The organism is Marinitoga sp. 1138, assembly GCF_013363265.1.
Classification (GTDB): domain Bacteria; phylum Thermotogota; class Thermotogae; order Petrotogales; family Petrotogaceae; genus Marinitoga; species Marinitoga piezophila.
The window spans coordinates 212,660-231,987 of sequence record NZ_LBFA01000006.1; the positions used below are offsets into that span (position 1 = coordinate 212,660).

Annotated in this window: 16 protein-coding genes and 1 riboswitch; of the genes, 4 read left to right on the forward strand and 12 right to left on the reverse strand. The window is 28.6% G+C overall.

Features of this window, described 5'->3' with window-relative positions; all coding sequences use genetic code 11:
• Positions 1-2: 2 nt before the first annotated feature.
• On the forward strand, positions 3-1,430 hold the full coding sequence (locus XO11_RS02925; RefSeq protein ID WP_014296085.1) for a GGDEF domain-containing protein: 1,428 nt from the start codon (positions 3-5) through the stop codon (positions 1,428-1,430).
• A gap of 79 nt (positions 1,431-1,509) precedes the next feature.
• Positions 1,510-3,603 carry a heavy metal translocating P-type ATPase gene (locus XO11_RS02930; protein WP_175418142.1) on the forward strand — a complete coding sequence of 698 codons (2,094 nt, stop codon included), beginning with the start codon at positions 1,510-1,512 and terminating at the stop codon, positions 3,601-3,603.
• Positions 3,604-3,623: 20 nt separating this feature from the next.
• Here XO11_RS02930 and XO11_RS02935 read toward each other — a convergent pair whose 3' ends face one another.
• Together XO11_RS02935 and XO11_RS02940 are read right to left on the reverse strand one after the other, a co-directional pair.
• The gene (locus tag XO11_RS02935) at positions 3,624-4,001 is read right to left on the reverse strand and encodes a metalloregulator ArsR/SmtB family transcription factor (RefSeq protein WP_175418143.1); all 378 of its coding nucleotides are present in this window, start codon (positions 3,999-4,001) and stop codon (positions 3,624-3,626) included.
• A 96-nt stretch (positions 4,002-4,097) separates the two neighbouring features.
• A complete protein-coding gene (locus tag XO11_RS02940; RefSeq protein WP_014296088.1) occupies positions 4,098-4,640 on the reverse strand; it encodes a DUF996 domain-containing protein in 543 nt (180 codons plus the stop codon).
• 245 nt (positions 4,641-4,885) lie between these two features.
• Between XO11_RS02940 and XO11_RS02945 the strand changes: the two genes are divergently transcribed.
• Entirely contained in the window at positions 4,886-6,601 is a 1,716-nt protein-coding gene (locus XO11_RS02945; RefSeq protein WP_175418144.1) for a phospho-sugar mutase, read from the forward strand.
• A gap of 44 nt (positions 6,602-6,645) precedes the next feature.
• Here the strand turns inward: XO11_RS02945 and XO11_RS02950 are convergent, their stop codons facing one another.
• The 10 genes from XO11_RS02950 to XO11_RS02995 all read right to left on the reverse strand — a co-directional run bounded on the left by XO11_RS02950 (position 6,646) and on the right by XO11_RS02995 (position 18,060).
• Positions 6,646-7,800 carry a hypothetical protein gene (locus XO11_RS02950; protein WP_014296090.1) on the reverse strand — a complete coding sequence of 385 codons (1,155 nt, stop codon included), beginning with the start codon at positions 7,798-7,800 and terminating at the stop codon, positions 6,646-6,648.
• Positions 7,801-7,930: 130 nt separating this feature from the next.
• A complete protein-coding gene (locus XO11_RS02955) occupies positions 7,931-9,040 on the reverse strand; it encodes an amidohydrolase (RefSeq protein WP_014296091.1) in 1,110 nt (369 codons plus the stop codon).
• On the reverse strand, positions 9,034-10,173 hold the full coding sequence (locus tag XO11_RS02960) for an aspartate aminotransferase family protein (RefSeq protein WP_014296092.1): 1,140 nt from the start codon (positions 10,171-10,173) through the stop codon (positions 9,034-9,036). Before XO11_RS02960 ends, XO11_RS02955 begins: the two co-directional genes overlap by 7 nt.
• Positions 10,170-11,360 carry an aspartate kinase gene (locus tag XO11_RS02965; RefSeq protein WP_014296093.1) on the reverse strand — a complete coding sequence of 397 codons (1,191 nt, stop codon included), beginning with the start codon at positions 11,358-11,360 and terminating at the stop codon, positions 10,170-10,172. The genes XO11_RS02960 and XO11_RS02965 overlap by 4 nt, the downstream gene beginning before the upstream one ends.
• 8 nt (positions 11,361-11,368) lie before the next feature.
• Complete coding sequence (gene dapD / locus XO11_RS02970) at positions 11,369-12,061, reverse strand: 2,3,4,5-tetrahydropyridine-2,6-dicarboxylate N-acetyltransferase (RefSeq protein ID WP_175418145.1); 693 nt, start codon at positions 12,059-12,061, stop codon at positions 11,369-11,371.
• Positions 12,062-12,403: 342 nt separating this feature from the next.
• Entirely contained in the window at positions 12,404-13,054 is a 651-nt protein-coding gene (locus XO11_RS02975) for a 4-hydroxy-tetrahydrodipicolinate reductase (protein ID WP_175418146.1), read from the reverse strand.
• Positions 13,051-13,923, reverse strand: coding sequence for a 4-hydroxy-tetrahydrodipicolinate synthase (gene dapA, locus XO11_RS02980; RefSeq protein WP_075780352.1), 873 nt, complete (start codon positions 13,921-13,923; stop codon positions 13,051-13,053). The genes XO11_RS02975 and dapA overlap by 4 nt, the downstream gene beginning before the upstream one ends.
• The gene (locus tag XO11_RS02985) at positions 13,916-15,154 is read right to left on the reverse strand and encodes a diaminopimelate decarboxylase (RefSeq protein WP_014296097.1); all 1,239 of its coding nucleotides are present in this window, start codon (positions 15,152-15,154) and stop codon (positions 13,916-13,918) included. Before XO11_RS02985 ends, dapA begins: the two co-directional genes overlap by 8 nt.
• Positions 15,155-16,123, reverse strand: coding sequence for an aspartate-semialdehyde dehydrogenase (locus tag XO11_RS02990; protein ID WP_175418147.1), 969 nt, complete (start codon positions 16,121-16,123; stop codon positions 15,155-15,157).
• A 109-nt stretch (positions 16,124-16,232) separates the two neighbouring features.
• Positions 16,233-16,409: riboswitch (Lysine riboswitch) on the reverse strand.
• 178 nt (positions 16,410-16,587) lie between these two features.
• Positions 16,588-18,060, reverse strand: a complete 1,473-nt coding sequence (locus XO11_RS02995; protein WP_075780354.1) for a GGDEF domain-containing protein — start codon at positions 18,058-18,060, stop codon at positions 16,588-16,590.
• A gap of 151 nt (positions 18,061-18,211) precedes the next feature.
• Here XO11_RS02995 and XO11_RS03000 point away from each other — a divergent pair, with 151 nt between their 5' ends.
• Positions 18,212-19,327 carry a DUF362 domain-containing protein gene (locus tag XO11_RS03000; RefSeq protein ID WP_175418148.1) on the forward strand — a complete coding sequence of 372 codons (1,116 nt, stop codon included), beginning with the start codon at positions 18,212-18,214 and terminating at the stop codon, positions 19,325-19,327.
• Position 19,328: the final 1 nt, after the last annotated feature.

Sequence of the window (19,328 nt, forward strand, 5' to 3'; positions counted from 1 at the left end):
AGATGTTATTGTATTTTATATCTGTTGGAATAATTCTAATTATTCTCCATCTTTACTTTGTTCGAAAAAGACATGAACAATTAAACAACATTATAAAAGATGCATATAAGATTCTTGATATGCTACCGTTTTCCATTGTTATACATGATAAAGAAAATATACATTATAACAACTTAGAATTTAAAAAAATGATTGGAAAAGATATTAATACAAGCAAAGAGTATATTGAACTCTTTCCTGAATCTGAAAGAAAAAAAATAATAGAAACATATGAAGCGTTAAAACAGGGAAAAGAAGTTCCAGATAGATTTAGAACCATTAACAATAAAATTTATTATTTAAATACACAAAAAATAGATGTATTTGGAAAACAATTATTTCTAAGTATCTATAAAGATATGACAGAAATAATAAAAAAAGAAAATGAATTAAGAGAATTTAAGGAAAAAACAGAAATATTAAATGATATCCTTAAACTTTCATATTCAACAGATTTTGATCTAAAAAATGACATAGGAATAATATACAATTATTTGAAAAAAATAAATATGATAGACCTTTTTGGTGTTTTTAAATATGAAAAAGAAAATGGTTATTATGAAGAATTTATATATTACAATAACGTGTTTTATAATGGAATTCTAAAACCCACACCTGATTTGGCCCTTGAATATATTAGAAAAAACAATATGAAAGAATTAGATGTGCCAATATTCAATAATGAAATAAAAATCGGCAATAGAAAATACATACTAAATCATGAAATATTTAAAAATAAAATATTTTATTCCAGAATATTTTTATACCATTCCGGCGACAAAAATGCTTCTGCAATCTTTATATTTGGCAAAAATAAAGCCATTTCGGAAGAAGATAAAAAATTAATCTCACTAATTATGAATCAGATATATATTACATTTCAATATAAAAGAGTTATAAAAAATTATAATGAAGAAAAAGAATACTTTAAAAGTATTGCCAATAAAGATCAATTAACAGGATTATATTCCAGATACTTCTTTAATGAATGGATTATAAAACATGTAGAATACCTGAAAAGAAGTCAGAAAAACTCTGTTTTTGTGATGATTGATGTTAATGAATTTAAAAAAATAAACGATACATATGGGCATTTAACTGGTGATAAAGTGCTAAAATACGTGGCCGAAAAGATAAATGATGGAATAAGAAAAATGGATATAGCTGTTAGATATGGTGGTGACGAATTTTTAATTGTTTTTCCAGAAACGGATATAAATCATATAAAGAAAAAAATGAATAAAATTTGTGAAGATATTCAGAATAATGAATTTGATTTTGAAGTTGGAATCTCTTACGGAATATCTGAATTTTCAGGAGAAGACTACCTTGAAGCATTAAAAAAAGCCGATAAGGAGATGTATATAATGAAAGAAGCAAAGGATTGTTAAGTCCTTTGCTTTTTTTATTTTTTTTGTTATAATATATTTGAATGATTATTCAATTATTCAAATAAAAGAGGTGAGAAAAATGAAAAAAAAGGAACTTGTACTCGACGGTTTAAATTGTGCAAGTTGTGCTGCAAAAATAGAAGAAAACGTAAAAAATCTGGAAAATGTTGAAGGAGTAGAATTAAATTTTATTACCAAAACATTGTCTGTTAATGTAGATGATGAAGAAAAAATAGAAGAAATAAAAAAATTAGTAAAAAATATTGAACCAGAAGTATTAGTATACGAAAAAAACAATAAAAATGAAAAAGATAATGAAAACAGTCATAATCATGGCGATGAAGAATTTAACAGAAAATTTGAAATTATCAGATTAATTTCTGCACTTGGTATATTTTTAACTGCCTTGTTTGTAAAAGAGCCTGTTTGGCTTCAGATTTCATTATACATTATTGCATACTTAATTTCTGGTGGAAAGGTATTAATAAGATCTTTTAAAAATATTATACGTGGAAATTTTTTTGATGAAAATTTTTTAATGAGTGTTGCAACAATAGGTGCTTTTTCAATAGGTGAATTTCCTGAAGCAGTTGGAGTTATGGTATTTTATGAAATAGGTGAACTATTACAGGACATGGCTGTAGATAATTCAAAAAAATCCATAAAAGCTTTGTTGGATATTAGACCAGATTATGCAAATCTTTTGAAAAATGGAAAAGAAATAAAAGTATCTCCAGAAGAAGTTAAAAAAGGTGACCTAATAATTGTAAAACCTGGTGAGAAAATACCATTAGATGGTTTTATAGTAAAAGGAAATTCTATGGTTGACACATCTGCTTTAACAGGTGAGTCTGTTCCCAGAACAATAAAAGAAAATGATGAAGTGATGAGCGGGTTTATAAATCTTAATGGTGTTATTACAATAAAGGTTGATAAAGAATATGCAGAATCTACTATTTCTAAAATACTTGATATGGTTGAAAATGCTGCAGCAAAAAAAGCAAAAACTGAAAAACTTATAACAAAATTTGCAAAGTATTATACACCTGTTGTTGTATTTCTGGCTATCGCTTTAGCAACATTACCTCCATTAATTACAGGTGCATCATTTAATGAATGGTTATATAGGGCTTTGATTTTCCTTGTTATTTCCTGTCCATGTGGTCTTGTTGTTTCCATACCTCTTGGATATTTCGCAGGAGTAGGTGCCTTGTCTAAACGTGGAGTTCTTGTAAAAGGCGGAAATTACCTGGAACGGCTTAAAAATTTAGATATAATAATTTTTGATAAAACTGGTACATTAACTGAGGGAGTTTTTGAAGTTGTTGATATAAAAGCTTTTAATAATTTTAAAGAAAAAGAAATACTTGAAATAGCTGCATATGCCGAAAAGCATTCAAATCATCCAATAGCGGAATCAATAAAAAGAAAATTTGGAAAAAATATAACTAAAGATAATATAGAAGATTATGAAGAAATTTCAGGTTATGGAATAAAAGCAAAAATAAATAAAAAAGAAATATTAGTAGGAAATAAAAAATTAATGAGTATGTATGGAATAAAAACTCCAGAAATTAAATACAATGGAACTATAGTATTTGTTGCTATTGAGGGTAAATTTGCAGGATATATTGAAATATCAGATAGAATAAAGCCTGGTGTCGCTGAAGTAATAAAAAATCTAAAGAATTTAGGAATTAAAAAGACAGTAATGCTTACTGGAGATAATAAAAAAGTAGCGGAATCTGTTGCAAAAGAACTTGAAATTGATGAATATTATGCCGAATTACTTCCCGGGGATAAAATAAAACTTTTTGAAAAATTTATAAATGGAGTTTCTACTGCTTTTGTCGGCGATGGAATAAATGATGCTCCTGTATTAACAAGAGCCGATGTTGGTATTGCAATGGGAGGTCTTGGCTCAGATGCAGCAATAGAAGCAGCTGATGTTGTTATTATGGACGATGATATTTCCAAATTAATTGATTCAATAATGATTTCAAGAAAAACTTTAAAAATAACCTGGCAAAATATAATATTAGTTCTTGGAATAAAAGTATTATTTCTCACACTTGGTGCATTAGGAAAAACAGACATGTGGGGGGCCGTATTTGCTGACGTTGGTGTAACTTTAATAGCAGTATTTAATACGTTAAGAATTTTAAAAAAATAACACTCGCGACTTTGCGGGTGTTATTTTCTTTCATTTATATGAATATATCCAACTTCTATTAATTCTTTTACATGTTCATCATCAAGGGAATAATACACTACTTTTCCAACTTTTCTATATTTCACAAGATTAGCCTGTCTTAAAACCCTCAACTGATGTGAAACGGCAGAAATTGTTTTTCCAAGAACATAAGACAAATCACATACACACATTTCTTCAACCTGCATTAAAGTATATAAAATTTTCATTCTCGTTTTATCACCAATAACCTTAAAAAGTTCTGTTAATTTATTCAATGTTTCTTCATCCGGAGTATTAGTCTGAACTTTTTTTACAATATCCCCATGAACTTCTATTGTCTGGCATATTTCAATATTGGACTTTGTGTTTTTTTTCATATTTTCACCTTCTCGATATAATTTATAAATATTATATAATGAATGCCTTCAAAAGTCAATTAACCTCTAAAAAAGCCAGAGGAAATTCCTCTGGCTTCAATTAAATTCTGCATTATTTTCCGGTTGATAATATTCATCTGGTAAAGAGAAATAACCTATTATCACAAATATAGAGGCAATAAAGTAAAGAACAAACCCTATAAGAATTACAAATAATATAAGCCCCCATTTTGTAAAGGTTGCTGCTTTATAAAAATAATCATTCCCAAAATAATCACCTAAAAGATTATATGCTTTAATTTTATAAATTACAGGAATTATCATTAATGCAATAAATAATAACAAAACCCTGAAGGAAGATGAAAAAAAGAAATTTGTTTCCACGTTATAATAATTAACCCCTGTGACAGTATCGTGAAAATCTTTTAAAATTCCTAAAAAACCAAATGCATAAATGGCATAAATAAATATAGTTGGCCATAACAAATAATTAAAAATACGTTTATCTCTTACAATCTGACTTATCTTATAAACTCCTATAAGTTCAAGAATTGCTCCAATTATTCCAAAATGCCCAGCAAATCCCAATACTGCCCCCACTCCCGCTAAAATTTTCGCTGTTTTTAATTCGTTATTCATGAAATCCCCTCCTTTTAATGAGAATTTATTCACAACTTAGTGTAAATTTTTATTTTAAAAAAAGAATATATATATAAATCATGCATATTATATCATAATATTTCATTTTTTTCAAGAATTTATAAAATATCGTTATAATGTTTCTTATTATAAATTCTAAAAAGTTATGGTATAATATTATTATAAACAGAAAACGTTATCAATACAAATAATACCATTAAAATCATAAAAAAGGAGTGATGAAAATGGATTACATGAAAGTATATGAAGAATGGTTAAATAGCCCATATGTAGACGAAGATACAAAAAAAGAATTATTATCCATAAAGGATAATGAAAAGGAAATCATGGAAAGATTTTACAAAGAACTTGAATTTGGAACAGCTGGATTAAGAGGTGTGCTTGGCGCAGGAACAAATAGAATGAATATATACACAGTTGGTAAGGCTACTCAGGGATTGGCAGACTTTATTGTATCAAAAGGCGAAGAATATATGAAACGCGGTGTCGTAATTGCCTATGATGTTAGACATATGTCACCTGAATTTGCAAAAACAGCAGCTTTAGTTTTAGCTGCAAATGACATAAAGGTTTATTTATTTGATCATATTGCACCAACACCATTATTGTCATATTCTGTTAGGAGATTAAAAACTGCTGCTGGTATTGTTATTACAGCAAGTCATAATCCTAAAAATTATAATGGTTATAAAGTATATTGGGAACAGGGATCACAAATTCTTGATGATGTTGCTATTCCCGTAATGGAAAATATAAAGAAATTAACAGATTTCTCTATGATTAAAAAGATTACTGAGGAAGAAGCTTTAAATAAAGGATTATTGGAATATGTAGGAAAAGAAATTGAAGACGAATATATTGAAAAAGTAAAAGGTCTTGCAATAAGAGAAGAAATTGATAAAGATATAAAGATTGTTTATACACCTTTAAATGGGACAGGAAATAAACCTGTAAGAAGAGTACTTGCAGAAAGAGGATTTAAAAATGTTTTTGTTGTTCCTGAACAGGAAAATCCAGATCCTGACTTCACAACTGTTGGTTATCCAAACCCGGAAGATTTAAAGGCTTTTGAATATGCAAAAAGATTGGCTAAAGAAAAAGATGCTGATTTAATTATTGCAACTGATCCAGATTGTGATAGAACAGCTGTAGTAGTTAAACACAATGGAGAATATGTTCCTCTAAACGGAAATCAAACAGGTGCTATTTTAATAAAATATATTATTGAAGGAAGAAAAGAAAAAGGCACTTTATCAGATAAAGGTATGATTATAAAATCTATTGTTACAGGAGATCTCGGTAAGGAACTTGCTGCAAAATATGGAATTGTAACCTTTGAAACTTTAACAGGATTTAAGAATATCTGTGGTCTTGAAAATGAATTAGAAGGGAAATATGATTTTGAATTTGGCTATGAAGAAAGTATTGGTTATGTAACAGGTACATTTGTAAGGGATAAAGATGGAGTAATTTCATCAATGTTTGTTTCAGAAGCTGCTGCATATTATAAAACACAGGGGAAAACACTTGTAGATGTATTATACGATTTATACAACGAAATTGGATATTACTTTGAAAACAACTTCTCATTGATTATAGAAGGTCTTGAAGGAATGGAAAAGATGAAGAGAATTATGGAAACATACAGAAAAGAATTCCCAAAAGAAATTGGAGATATGAAACTTGTAAGATATATAGATTATCTTGAAAGAAAGGATAAAGATCTTGTTTCAGGTGAAGAAAAAGAAACAGATGTACCAAAATCCAATGTTTTAAGATTTTTCTTTGATGACGGTTCATGGTATGCTGTAAGACCGTCAGGAACAGAACCAAAATTAAAAATTTATATTTACTCAAAGGATAAAAATGAAGAAAAATCAAAAGAAAAATTAGCTCTTATGAAAGAAAAAATAATGGAAATTATTAACTCTGTTGAATAATATAATAAATAAAAGCTCCCATATGGGAGCTTTTATTTTATACATTAAAATCCTACAGCAAAATTAATATTTAATCCAGTATTTACACCATCAAATAATTTGTCTGTATCTGGTGCTTCTGACTGTACTGATATATTTAATTCACCAAAGAAAACATTAACTCCAAGTCCTCCATCAAATCTCCAGAAATTTATATTTCCTCCATCATATGAGTAATTTCTTATTTCTGCCCATACTGGTAATAATCCCCAGAATAAAGCTTTTCCCGCAGAAACGCCCCATACTGTATCCTCTGTATCTGGTGCATATTCAATAAATGGAACAAAATCAAATATTATAGGTAATGTCAGGAAGAAGGTCATTTTCCATGGAGGCATACTTTTAAATGGCTCTTCATTTGTTAAGCTACCTATTTCAAAGTTTGTAAATTCAACATATTCAGTGTCCATTTCTCCATATACAAAATTTGTATCATATTTATATATATCACTACCCTGAGAAATTGTAATATCCTTTAATCCAAAACCTATTGCAGGGTAATTTTTACCTGCTACAAATCCTATGTCCATTGTGATTATTCCATTATTCATAAGTTTATCTGATAAATCTTCAATATCTTCAAATATCTTCATATCATCAAATAAAAGGGAATAGTCATATGGAAGTTCATGGATTCTTCCTTTAAATGCTGATACTACAATAAATTTTTCGCTTTCACTATCACATCTCACATCAAACACAGGAACATGACTTTTTACAGTTGCTCCAAATGAAAAATCCTTTCCTTTTAATCCAAAATAAACTCCTCCTGTTACCCATAATGAATTTTCAAGAAATTTGTTATAATCGATAAAATCCTTATTTGTTATATTTAATTCAGGAGCCACTACTAATGCACCTAACTTTAGTTTTGAATATAAATCAAGAATTTGTTTTCTTCCAAGAATATTAGCTTCTTCTAAATCATATAAACCAGATATATTTCCAACAAGATTCAAGTCCATTGCTTCTTCAAAGGATAAATTTGCATCCTGTACTATTCCTAAGTTTAAAGTTCCTCCTAATTCAATATTATTTCTTGCTGACCATGCTATTAAAGCCGGATTCACTTCCCGGTTCCATGGCGATAATGCGTTAATGGCAGAAAATGCTGTAATAACCATAAATATGGTAAGGATAAAAATAATGTTTCTTTTCATTTTAAACCACCCCTTTCAAAAATTTCAAATATATATATCGCCTATTATTATAAAAACTTTAATTATAATCGCTCCTCATTTTTATTATATCACAAAAATTACAAAATTGAAACTAATTTGTTTATAAAAATCAAACTAATATTTTTTGAAATGCCTTTATTCCAATTTCAATAATATTATCATCAGGTAAGAAAAGGGGTGAATGTAAACCTACTCTTTTATTAGTTCTGGTACCAAGCCAGAACATTAATGACGGATACTTTTCAGCAATAAACCCAAAATCCTCTCCTGTCATTTTATATCCACAATCTATAACTTTAAAATCATCTGAAACTTTTTCTATAAAATCCTTATACAATTTTTTGTTATTAATTACTTCCTTATACCTTGAACCAATAGTTATTTTATAATTTATTCCCATGCTTTGTTTAATTGATTTAAGAATTTCTTCTAATTTTTTTATATATTTATCTGTATATTCCAAACTTAATGATCTTATACTTCCTTCTATTTTTGCATATGAAGGAATAACGTTTCTAACATCTCCTGATTTTATCTTTCCAATTCCAAATAATATTGGCTCAACAGGGTTTAAATTCAATCTGTCTACATTATCAAGAAATGTTCTTAACGCATTAAATGCATTGATTCCATCTTGTGGAAATGCTATATGTGACTTTTTACCAAAAAATTCAATATCTATTTCAACAGCCGATGCAAATAATATACCTTCTGTTGTGGCAATAATTCCTTTTTCATATTCATCAGTAACATGAAGCGCATAAGCTCTTTTTATATTAAATTTATCAAATATACCACTTTCTATAATTTTTAAAGCTCCTCCTCCACCTTCTTCTGCAGGTTGAAATAAAAATAAAATATTTTTTTGAATTTTTTCTTTCAAAACATAATCTATCAATCCATATAAAATTGCCATATGAACATCATGACCACATGCATGCATATTTCCATTATATGATTTAAATATAGCATTTGTTTCTTCTTTTATAGGTAATGCATCAATATCCGCTCTAAATAAAATATATTCATTTTCATTTTCCAGAGGGCTATATTCTATAATCAATCCTGTTTTTAATGGTGTATGAATTTTTATATCGACTTCATACGCTTCTGCTAAATTAGATATGTACTTTTTGAGCATTGCAGTAGTTTTTATTTCCTGAAATCCCAATTCTGGATTTTGATGTAAAATATGTCTTAATTCAACAGCATTTAGCATATCAAACCCTCCATAATATTAATTATTTTATCTATTTCATCATATTTGATATTTAATGCTGGCAGCAATCGTATAACAAAATTGTTCTGAATCATATTTAATAATAATCCTTTACTTAATGCAATCTTTTTTAATTCATGATATGAATCATCTAATTCGATTCCTATCATTAAACCTTTTCCTCTAATATCCATAATTTTAAATGAATTTAAATTTTCTAATTTTTCAAAGAAATAATTACCTTTTTCTTCAATATCATTTAACATATGAGGAATATTATCAACAATATATTTTGCACCAGCTATTGAAACTGGATTAGGTGCGAATGTTGAACCATGATCACCCTTTGTTAAAATTTCAGCTGTTTCTTCAAGAAATAATGTAGCTCCTAATGGTAATCCTCCACCAAGGGCTTTCCCCAATGTAATTATATCAGGTTTCAAATTAAAATGTTCATATGAATAAAATTTTCCTGTTCTTCCTATTCCAGCCTGTATTTCATCAGATATTATTAAATAATTATATTTTTCTTTCCAAAAATTAATTGCTTTTGAAAAATCATCAGTTATGGGGATAATTCCTCCTGAACCCTGAATTGGTTCTACAAAAATTGCAATAACCTCTTCCCCATGATGTTCCATATAATCATTAAATCCGTTGACATCATTAAATAAAAATTCCTGACATTTTGAAAGCAACGGTCTAAATGGAGCTTTTAAGTTTTCAAAACCATTTATAGATAATGCTCCCAATGTTCTTCCATGAAATCCGTTTTTAAAATAAATTATTTTATTCTTTTTATTATGAGAAATCTTTTTTATTGCTTTTAGAGCTGCTTCCACTGCTTCAGTTCCAGAATTAGTAAAAAAGACTTTCCCTTTTTTACCAGTAAAAGATATGAGTTTTTCTGCAACATATAATGCATCTTCATCAAGAAAAAAATTTGAAATATGCATATATTTTTTCATTTTTTCCTGAAATTTTAGTAATAATGGTTTGTATGAATGTCCAAATGCCATTACTCCTATTCCAGAAAATGTATCAATATACTTATTTTCTTTTTTGTCGTATATATATATTCCTTCTGCTTTTTCAACTTCAATATCAAAATAATCATACATTTCAAGAATCATAATTCAAACTCCTTTGTTATAGAATTTATAGCTTCTGAAAGATATTGCTTTTCAATTAAACATGAAATTTTTATTTCAGATGTTGTAACCATTTTTATAGGTATATTTCTCAAAGCTCTAAAAAATCTTGAAGCAACTCCTTTTTCTGTTTTCATACCAATTCCTACAACAGAAACCTTAACATATCCGTGTTCATAATTTATTTCAGAACCATCTACATCTTCCAGAGCTTCTTTTAAATATCTATCAAAATGTTCCATTTCTTCTTCTATTATTGTAAACGAAAGATTCAATTTATTATTTATATTTATTATAGATATCATATCCACATTAAAACCTTTATGGGCAATCTTATCAAATATATTATACACCTTTTCATGATCAAGTGGTAGATTTGTTATTGTTACCTGAGTTTGATTTTCCAATATGCTCATTCCTGTAACAACTGGATTTTCTATATTATCTGCTATCACGTATGTTCCCTCCTCATTTAAAAAAGTCGAGGCACAGTATATTTTTACATTAAATTTTTTTGCTACTTCCACTGCTCGACTATGTAACACCTTAGCTCCTAAACTTGCCATTTCCAACATTTCATCATATGTAATATATTTTAATTTTTTTGCTTCTGGATATATTTTAGGATCAAATGTATAAATACCTGCAAAATCGCTGTATATTTCACAATTAATATTTAAAGCAGCAGCTATAGCTACTGCAGATGTATCAGAACCTCCTCTACCAAGTGTGGTATAGTCGCCATCTTCATTAATTCCCTGAAATCCTGTAATAACAAGAACATCATATATTTTAAAAAGAGAAAGTATTTTATCTGTTTTGAATTTTTGAATTCTTGCATTGTTATAATCACCTGTTGTAAAAATACCTGCCTGAAAAGCATTTAACGATTTTGATGAAATATTTAAATCATTTAATGCAATGGACAATAACGCAACAGACATTTGTTCTCCAGTTGTTAAAAGCATATCCAATTCCCTTGGATGTGGAGAATTGGAAACTTTTTTTGCCAGCTCTATCAGCTTATCTGTGGTTTTTCCCATTGCAGAAACTATTACAATTACTTTGAAGCCTTCTTGAACTCTATTAGAAATTTTTTTCGCCACAAATTTTATTTTTTCTGGTGTTGCAACAGATGAACCTCCATATTTTTGAACAACTATATTCATATTATCACCTATAATTCTCTTAAAGCATCAAGAATTTGTGTTTTGCTCTTGGTTTTTTCATCTACTTTTTTTATTATTTTTGCTGGAACTCCTGCTACAACCGAATTAGGCTCAATATCAGAGGTTACAATTGCACCTGCTGCAACAACGGAATTTTCCCCTATTTTTATTCCTTCTAAAATAACTGCATTTGCTCCAATTAATACATTATCTGCTATAATTACTGGATCTGCACTTGGCGGCTCTATTACACCGGCTATAACTGCTCCTGCACCAATATGACAGTTGTTTCCTATAATTGCTCTTCCACCAATTACCGCATTCATATCAATCATAGTTTTGCTTCCAATTTTAGCTCCAATATTTATTACAGCTCCCATCATAATTACAACATTATCTCCAATTTCCACAAGATCTCTTATTATTGAACCTGGTTCTATTCGAGCATTAATTTTTTTCAAATTCAATAAAGGTATAGCAGAATTTCTTCTATCTAATTCTATTTTATAATTTTCTATTTTTTCTCGATTTTCAGATAAAAAACTTTCAAACTCTTCTAATTCGCAAAATAAAACCCCTCTTTTTTCATCGCCAAAATAATCATCAAAAGGTAAATCTTTAAGATCTCCTTTTAAATATACTTTAACAGGAGTTGTTTTTTTTGATTTTGCAATATACTCTATAATCTCATATGAATTCATAGATATCACCTCTCTGATATAAAAATTAATTTTCAAAATTTTTTAAAAAATAACTAATGAAGAAAATAGTTAGAATAATGTGAGTGAAAAGTTGAAAATTCCCAAGATGAACAACTATGATTGAAAAAAATAAAAGTGAATGAATACTCGCAGAGCACCCGAAAAAACTGCGAATGAAGGGAGTCAAAAAAACAGGATGTTTTTTTGAGCGAAGCTTCCCCAGGGATGGGGAATCTGAGCGACTCCACGGATATGAGCAGTTTTTGAGGATTAGTGCTCAAGTCGTATGAATGAACTTTTATTTTTTTCAATCAACACCCAAAAGAACATAATCCACTTTTTTCAATTGCTCATATTGAACACATCATTGAATGTATAAAATCCTGCTATGCTTTTTATTGCAAATTCCGCAGATTTCAAAACCCCTTCTGCAAATGTCCTTCTCGACAATGCTCTATGTGAAATAGTAATTACCTCACCAAGCGTACCAAAATAAACTGTATGATCTCCTGGAACATTTCCAACTCTTATCGAAGAAATATTTACATCTTTATTTAACACATCCTTTAGCATTTTAGCAGTACCAGAAGGTTTGTCTTTTTTAAATCTATGATGCGTTTCTAAAATTTCTATATCTACATCTTTTAATAATGAATCTGCTAACTTTGTTAACCTCAACAAAACCTGAATTCCAATTGAAAAGTTATAGCTTTGAACAACAGGGATATTTTGCGAAATTTCATGTAATTGTTTAATTTGATTTTCATCTAATCCTGTTGTTCCTATTACTAAAGGAACCTTAAATTTATCAACATATTCTATAACTTTATTAAAAGCTTCTGGCAAAGAGAAGTCTATTAATATTTCTGGTTTTTCTTCAAAAAACTCACCTGATTTATCATATGAAAAAACAAGCTGATGTCCCTTTTCAGAAAATAAATTATATATTTCATTTCCCATTCTTCCATTTCTTCCAATTAATCCATACTTCATATTCCTAACTCCTTAAACAAATTATCAATTATCTTTTTTGAATTTTCACTTAATTCAACAAGCGGTAATCTTAAAATATTTTTACAATATCCAAGTTTTGAAACGGCATATTTTATCGGTATAGGATTCACTTCAATAAATAGCTTTCTCATTAAAACATTATATTTTTTATTTATTTCCTGTGCAGTTTTGTAATCATTTTTTATTATCGCATGAGTAAGTTTTTTCATAACTTCCGGTAAAACATTTGAAAATACTGATATAACCCCATCTCCTCCCAAAGCCATCAGAGGTAAAGCCTGATCATCATTCCCGGAATAAACTTTCATATCTTCCGGTTTTACTGAAATTAATTCTGCAATTTGAGATATATTTCCACTTGCTTCTTTTATTCCAATTACATTTTCATTTTTTTCAAATATTTTCACTGCTGTTTCTGGTAAAATATTTGATCCTGTCCTTGAAGGAACATTATACAAGATTATTGGTAAATCTGTTCTTTCGGCTATATATGTGTAATATTCAACAAGTCCATTTTGTGTGGATTTATTATAATACGGATTAACTATTAATAACCCATCTGCACCAGACTTTTTAGCAAGCATATTATTCGTAATTACGTGTTCTGGATTATTTGAACCAGTCCCCACAATTACAGGTATTTTTTTATCTACTACTTCAACAACTTTATTAACAATTTTTTCTCTTTCATACTCTGAAATTGTTGGTGCTTCACCGGTAGTTCCAAGAACTATAATTGCATCTACATATTTTGCCTGAAATTCAACAAATTTTTCTAATGCTTTAAAATCAACTTTTTTATCTTTATCAAATGGAGTAATAATTGCAGTTCCTACACCTTTAAACATAAATATCGCCTCCCTGTATTGTTGAAAAATAATCATCTATTGTTTCTGCTCTTCTAATCATTTTAAATTCTTTACCATCATAAATAAATTCCGCAGGACGTAATTTTCCATTATAATTAAATCCCATTGAATGGCCATGTGCTCCAACGTCATGAATAATCAAAATATCTTCTTCCTCTAATTCTGGCAATTCTCTATTTATAGCAAATTTATCGTTATTTTCACATAATGATCCAACAACATCATATTTTCTAACTTTTTTTGTTTTGCTTTTTCCTAACACACTTATATGATGATACGCTCCATATATTGCAGGCCTCATTAAACTGGACATATTTGCATCTACCCCGGCATATATTTTATAACTTTCCTTTATATACAAAACCTTTGTTATCAAGTAACCATGAGGACCTGTTATATATCTTCCATTTTCTGTAAAAATACGTGGTTTCATATTGTTTTTTATAAAATACTCAAAGTATAAGTCCTTAATCCTTATACTCAATTCTTCAAGATTAATTTCTTTCTCCTGCGGATGGTAAGGAATACCAAATCCGCCACCAATATCTATAAAAGAAAAATTTATATTTAATTTTTTGGATATTTTTAAAGCTGCTTCAAAAATCAATTCTGTATTTCTAGCAATTATATTTATGTCCAGAGTATTTGAAATTATCATGGCATGTAATCCAAATTTTTTAATTCCTTCTTGTTTTAATAATTCATATCCTTCAATTAACCTGTTATATGGCACCCCAAACTTTGCTTCTTTAGGATTCCCTATAATTCCCGTTCCATATGCTTTTTCAGGTGTATACCGTATAGAACCAATTTCAGGAAGAGAATATAATCTTTTAAGCTTTTGAATGTGATTAATATCGTCAAAATTAATTATCGCTTTTAATTCCAATGCCTTTTTATACTCTTCCATAGGAGTATTATTTGAAGTAAATAGAATATTTTCACCCACTGCTCCTACCCTTTCTGAAAGTATTAATTCTGTCATAGAGCTACAATCCATACCGCAATTGTTTTCTTTTAATTTTCTTAATATATATGGAGTAGGCGTTGCTTTTACCGCAAAGTATTCCTTGTAATTACACCAATTAAATGCATTTTGAAGACTTTTTAATGAATCTATGATTCCTTTTTCATCATATATATAAAATGGTGTTGGATATTTTTTAGATAATTCATAAATTTTTTCTTCAGGTATAGGTATTTTTTTCATTTAATCCCTCATTTCCAGGTGTTTTAATAATATTCTTACCGCATTTGTTGCAGCTCCAACCCTTACATTATCGGCAACTATCCAAATTAAAAAGGTATTTTTTCCCATTTTTCTTAAACGTGAAACATAGGTTATATTACTTCCAGCAACCATTAAAGGAGTTAACAACTTTTCTGTATATACAACATTTTCTGTAGCGGAAATAAGATTTTTAATTGTTTCTAAAGGAATATCTTTCTTTATCCTGAAAACTACGCTTTCTGAATGTCCATATAATACAGGAACTCTAACTGCAGTAGGATAAACACTTATCGAATCATCATTAAAAATTTTCCTTGTTTCATTAACCATTTTCATCTCTTCTTCAGTAAAACCATTTTCCAATATAGGACCAATTTGCGGAATTACATTATTCATAATTATATCCGGAAAATGGGCTGTATTATTAATTCCATTTTGTTGATTTAACAATTCTTGAATTCCTTTATTACCTGCTCCAGAAACTGCCTGATAAGTACTTACAAATATTTCTTCTATTCCTATTTGTTTCTGAATTTCAGATAATGCAAGGGCCATTTGAATAGTAGAGCAATTTGGATTTGCAATTATTCCTTTGTAATTTTTTATTATTTCACCATTTATTTCTGGCACAACCAATGGTATATTTTCCTGCATTCTGAAAGCTGATGAATTATCAATAATTACATTTCCAGCTTCAGCAGCAATTGGTGCATATCTCCTTGAAACATTTCCACCTGCCGAAAACAATAAATAATCATATTTTTCTCTCATAACATTTTCTGATATTTCCTCAATTGTATATTCTTTATCTTTAAATTTTAATTTTTTACCTGCTGATTTTTTTGAAGCAAATAGCCTTAATCCATCTACTTTTAAATTCGATTCTTCCAGAACTTTTATCATTGTTCTACCTACCTCACCTGTAGCGCCTACAATTCCAACCTTCATTCTCTCTCCTCCTTAAAAATTTATATAAAAAAAGGTCTTCCGAAAATACGGAAGACCCTATATTTGAAATAATCTATGTTATATACTATTTCAGCATATAACAACCTTTATTCCAAACGGCTCTCCGCATTTTCTCAAATGCGACAGTTACATGGGTATTCCCCATATAACCAGGCATACAGGATGGGTAAGTCCTGTACCCTTCGGCAACCTCGCCTTTCATCTATCCCAAGCCTACCCGGGCGATAGATAGATTACTCTTCTTGGTTGCGCCTCCGTTTGTTCGTTATACATATTAACTTTTGCTGTAGTTTAACAAAAAAGATTTACAAAAATTTTAATTAAATATTAAATTTATTTTTTTAAGTTTATATCCTTTACTTTTATTTTAACTTTTCTCATCCTTATTTTTTCAATAAATCTAATTATGGGACATCTCATTTTCCATCTTTCAAAAAATGTCATTATTTCTCCTCCATTTCATATATTACGTAGGTATTTTTTTGTTTTTTAGCTTTATACATAGCCATATCCGCTAATTTAAGCAATTCTTCAATTTTCTGACTATGTTCAGGAAATAATGAAACTCCTATACTCGTAGTTACAATAAAGCTTTTATTTTTTATTTTATATTCCCTTTTTGTACTCTCCTGAATCCTTTTTATAACAAGAGTTATATCTTCTATTTCTTTATATTGCATTAAAACAACAAATTCATCTCCACCAAATCTTGCTATTAAATCTGATTTTCTCATATGTGCTTTTAAAATATTGGCAAAATCAATTAGTAATTCATCACCTTTATCATGTCCAAAATTATCATTTACTGATTTGAAATTATCAAGGTCCATAAATAAAACTGCATACTTTAAATTATTTCTTTTTCCCAATTCCAGCATTTTTTCTGCATTATCAAAAAAGAATTTTCTATTTGGTAATTTTGTAAGCGAATCATGTGTTGCCGTGTAGTCAAGATTTTCTTTTACTTTATTTAAAGCCATATAATTATATACTATAAATGTCAATAGAATTATATTAAATAATATAAATCCCGCATCAAGAACTATCATCTTCTGTTTTTCTTTTAATATACTTGCCACATTACTTTCAAGTTCTTTAATTTCAATATTAATTATTTCCTGTGTATAAGAAATAAGCTCTGATAAATTGTCAAATACCTCTCCAGCATTTAAATGATAATAAGTTAAATTAAAAAGAGATTTGTAATAATTTTCAAGATCTTTATATTGATCCATATTTTTAATATTTTTTAATTTTTTTAATGTTTCTTCTCTAAATGGAAATTCCATAAAATTAATTATTTCTGTTAATCCATAATAGCTCTTATTAACGATATATAATTCTCTTTCTGATGGTGGCCTTTTATCAACAATCAGAGCAGAAAAAATTCCTCTAAATTCACCGATAAATTCCTTATTTTCCTCTATTAGATATATAGATAAAAGAGTTTTTGCTGTCTCAGGAAAAGAATCTTCTTTTAATGGATAATAATAAAATCTCAATAATTCATTTATGATATTGGTATATTCAACAAATATATCTATATTACTCTTTTTCTGAAAATTCTCCTTTCTAATATTTTCAATAGAGTATTTGATTTTTTCAATATTTGTACAACAACTATCGTCCACAAAAGCTTTTTCTATATTATTGAGATAAAAATCAACTTCTTTTTGTTCATGTTTTATTTTTTCAATAATATTTTCATCTCCACATATATGCATATTCATATATCCTCTTTCCTTTTGAAGATGAAATATTGCATTAGATGTATTTTTAATAACTTCTATTGATTTTTTTAAAATAACCAGGCTTTTTTGTTCCTTTTGGATTTGTAAAAAAAAGTTACCTGAAATTGCTAAAATACCTAAAAAAACAAGGATTATAGCCATAGTATTTAAAATACTCTTTTTCATAACTCACCTCAAATATTTGAATATATTTTATATTTAATATTATATCATAAATATAATTTCACAAAAAATCAAGGTATATTATCCATAATATTCAACACATATTTTATGTTATAATTGATATTGAATGGATTTAAATACTGGAGGTGTTAATATGTCATCAAAGGTTTATTTTACCAATTTAAGAACAAGACCTGGAATGAATTTGCTTGATAAACTCGAAAGATTGGTGAAAAAAGCTGGAATTGAAAATATAGATTTTAAAAATAAGTTTGTAGCAATAAAAATTCATTTTGGAGAACCTGGAAACCTTGCTTATATACGACCTAATTACGCTGCAAGATTGGTAAAAATTATAAAGTCATTGGGCGGAAAGCCTTTTTTAACTGATGCAAACACGCTATATACTGGAAGACGTTCAAATGCTTTAGACCACTTAGAAAGTGCCTATGAAAATGGTTTTAACCCACATACTCTTGGTTGTCATGTTGTAATTGCAGATGGTTTAAAAGGGACAAATTATAAAGAGATTCCAATAAATCTTGAATATTGTAAAACCGCAAAGATTGGAACTGAAATTGCAGAAAGTGATGTAATAATTTCCATGGCCCATTTCAAAGGACATGAACAGGCTGGTTTTGGTGGAACATTAAAAAATCTTGGAATGGGTTGTGCATCACGTGGTGGAAAACTCGAATTACATTCTACTTCAAAACCTGTTATAAAAACCAAAAATTGTGTGGGTTGCGGTATTTGTGTAAATAGCTGTGCTTATGACGCTATTCATTTAAACGAAAATAAAGTTGCTGTAATTGATTATGACAAATGCGTGGGATGCGGTCAATGTGTGGCTGTTTGCCAATATAATGCAGCTCAGGTAGTATGGGATGAGGCTTCAGAAATTATGAATAAAAAAATTGCTGAATATACTTATGCTATTGTAAAGGATAAACCTGCATTTTATATTAATTTTATTATGAACGTCTCTCCAGATTGTGATTGCTGGTCACATAATGATTATCCACTTGTTCCTGATATTGGAATTGCTGCATCTTTTGATCCAATTGCTCTTGATATGGCCAGTGTTGATCTTGTAAAAAGTGCTCCGGTACTTCCTGGAAGTAAAATTTATTCACACGAACATCAACAAGAATTTGTAGGCGAGGATAAATTTAAATTTGTTCACCCAAATGCCGATTGGGAAGCTGGTTTAATTCACGGAGAGAAAATAGGACTTGGATCAAGAAATTATGAATTAATTGAGGTATAAT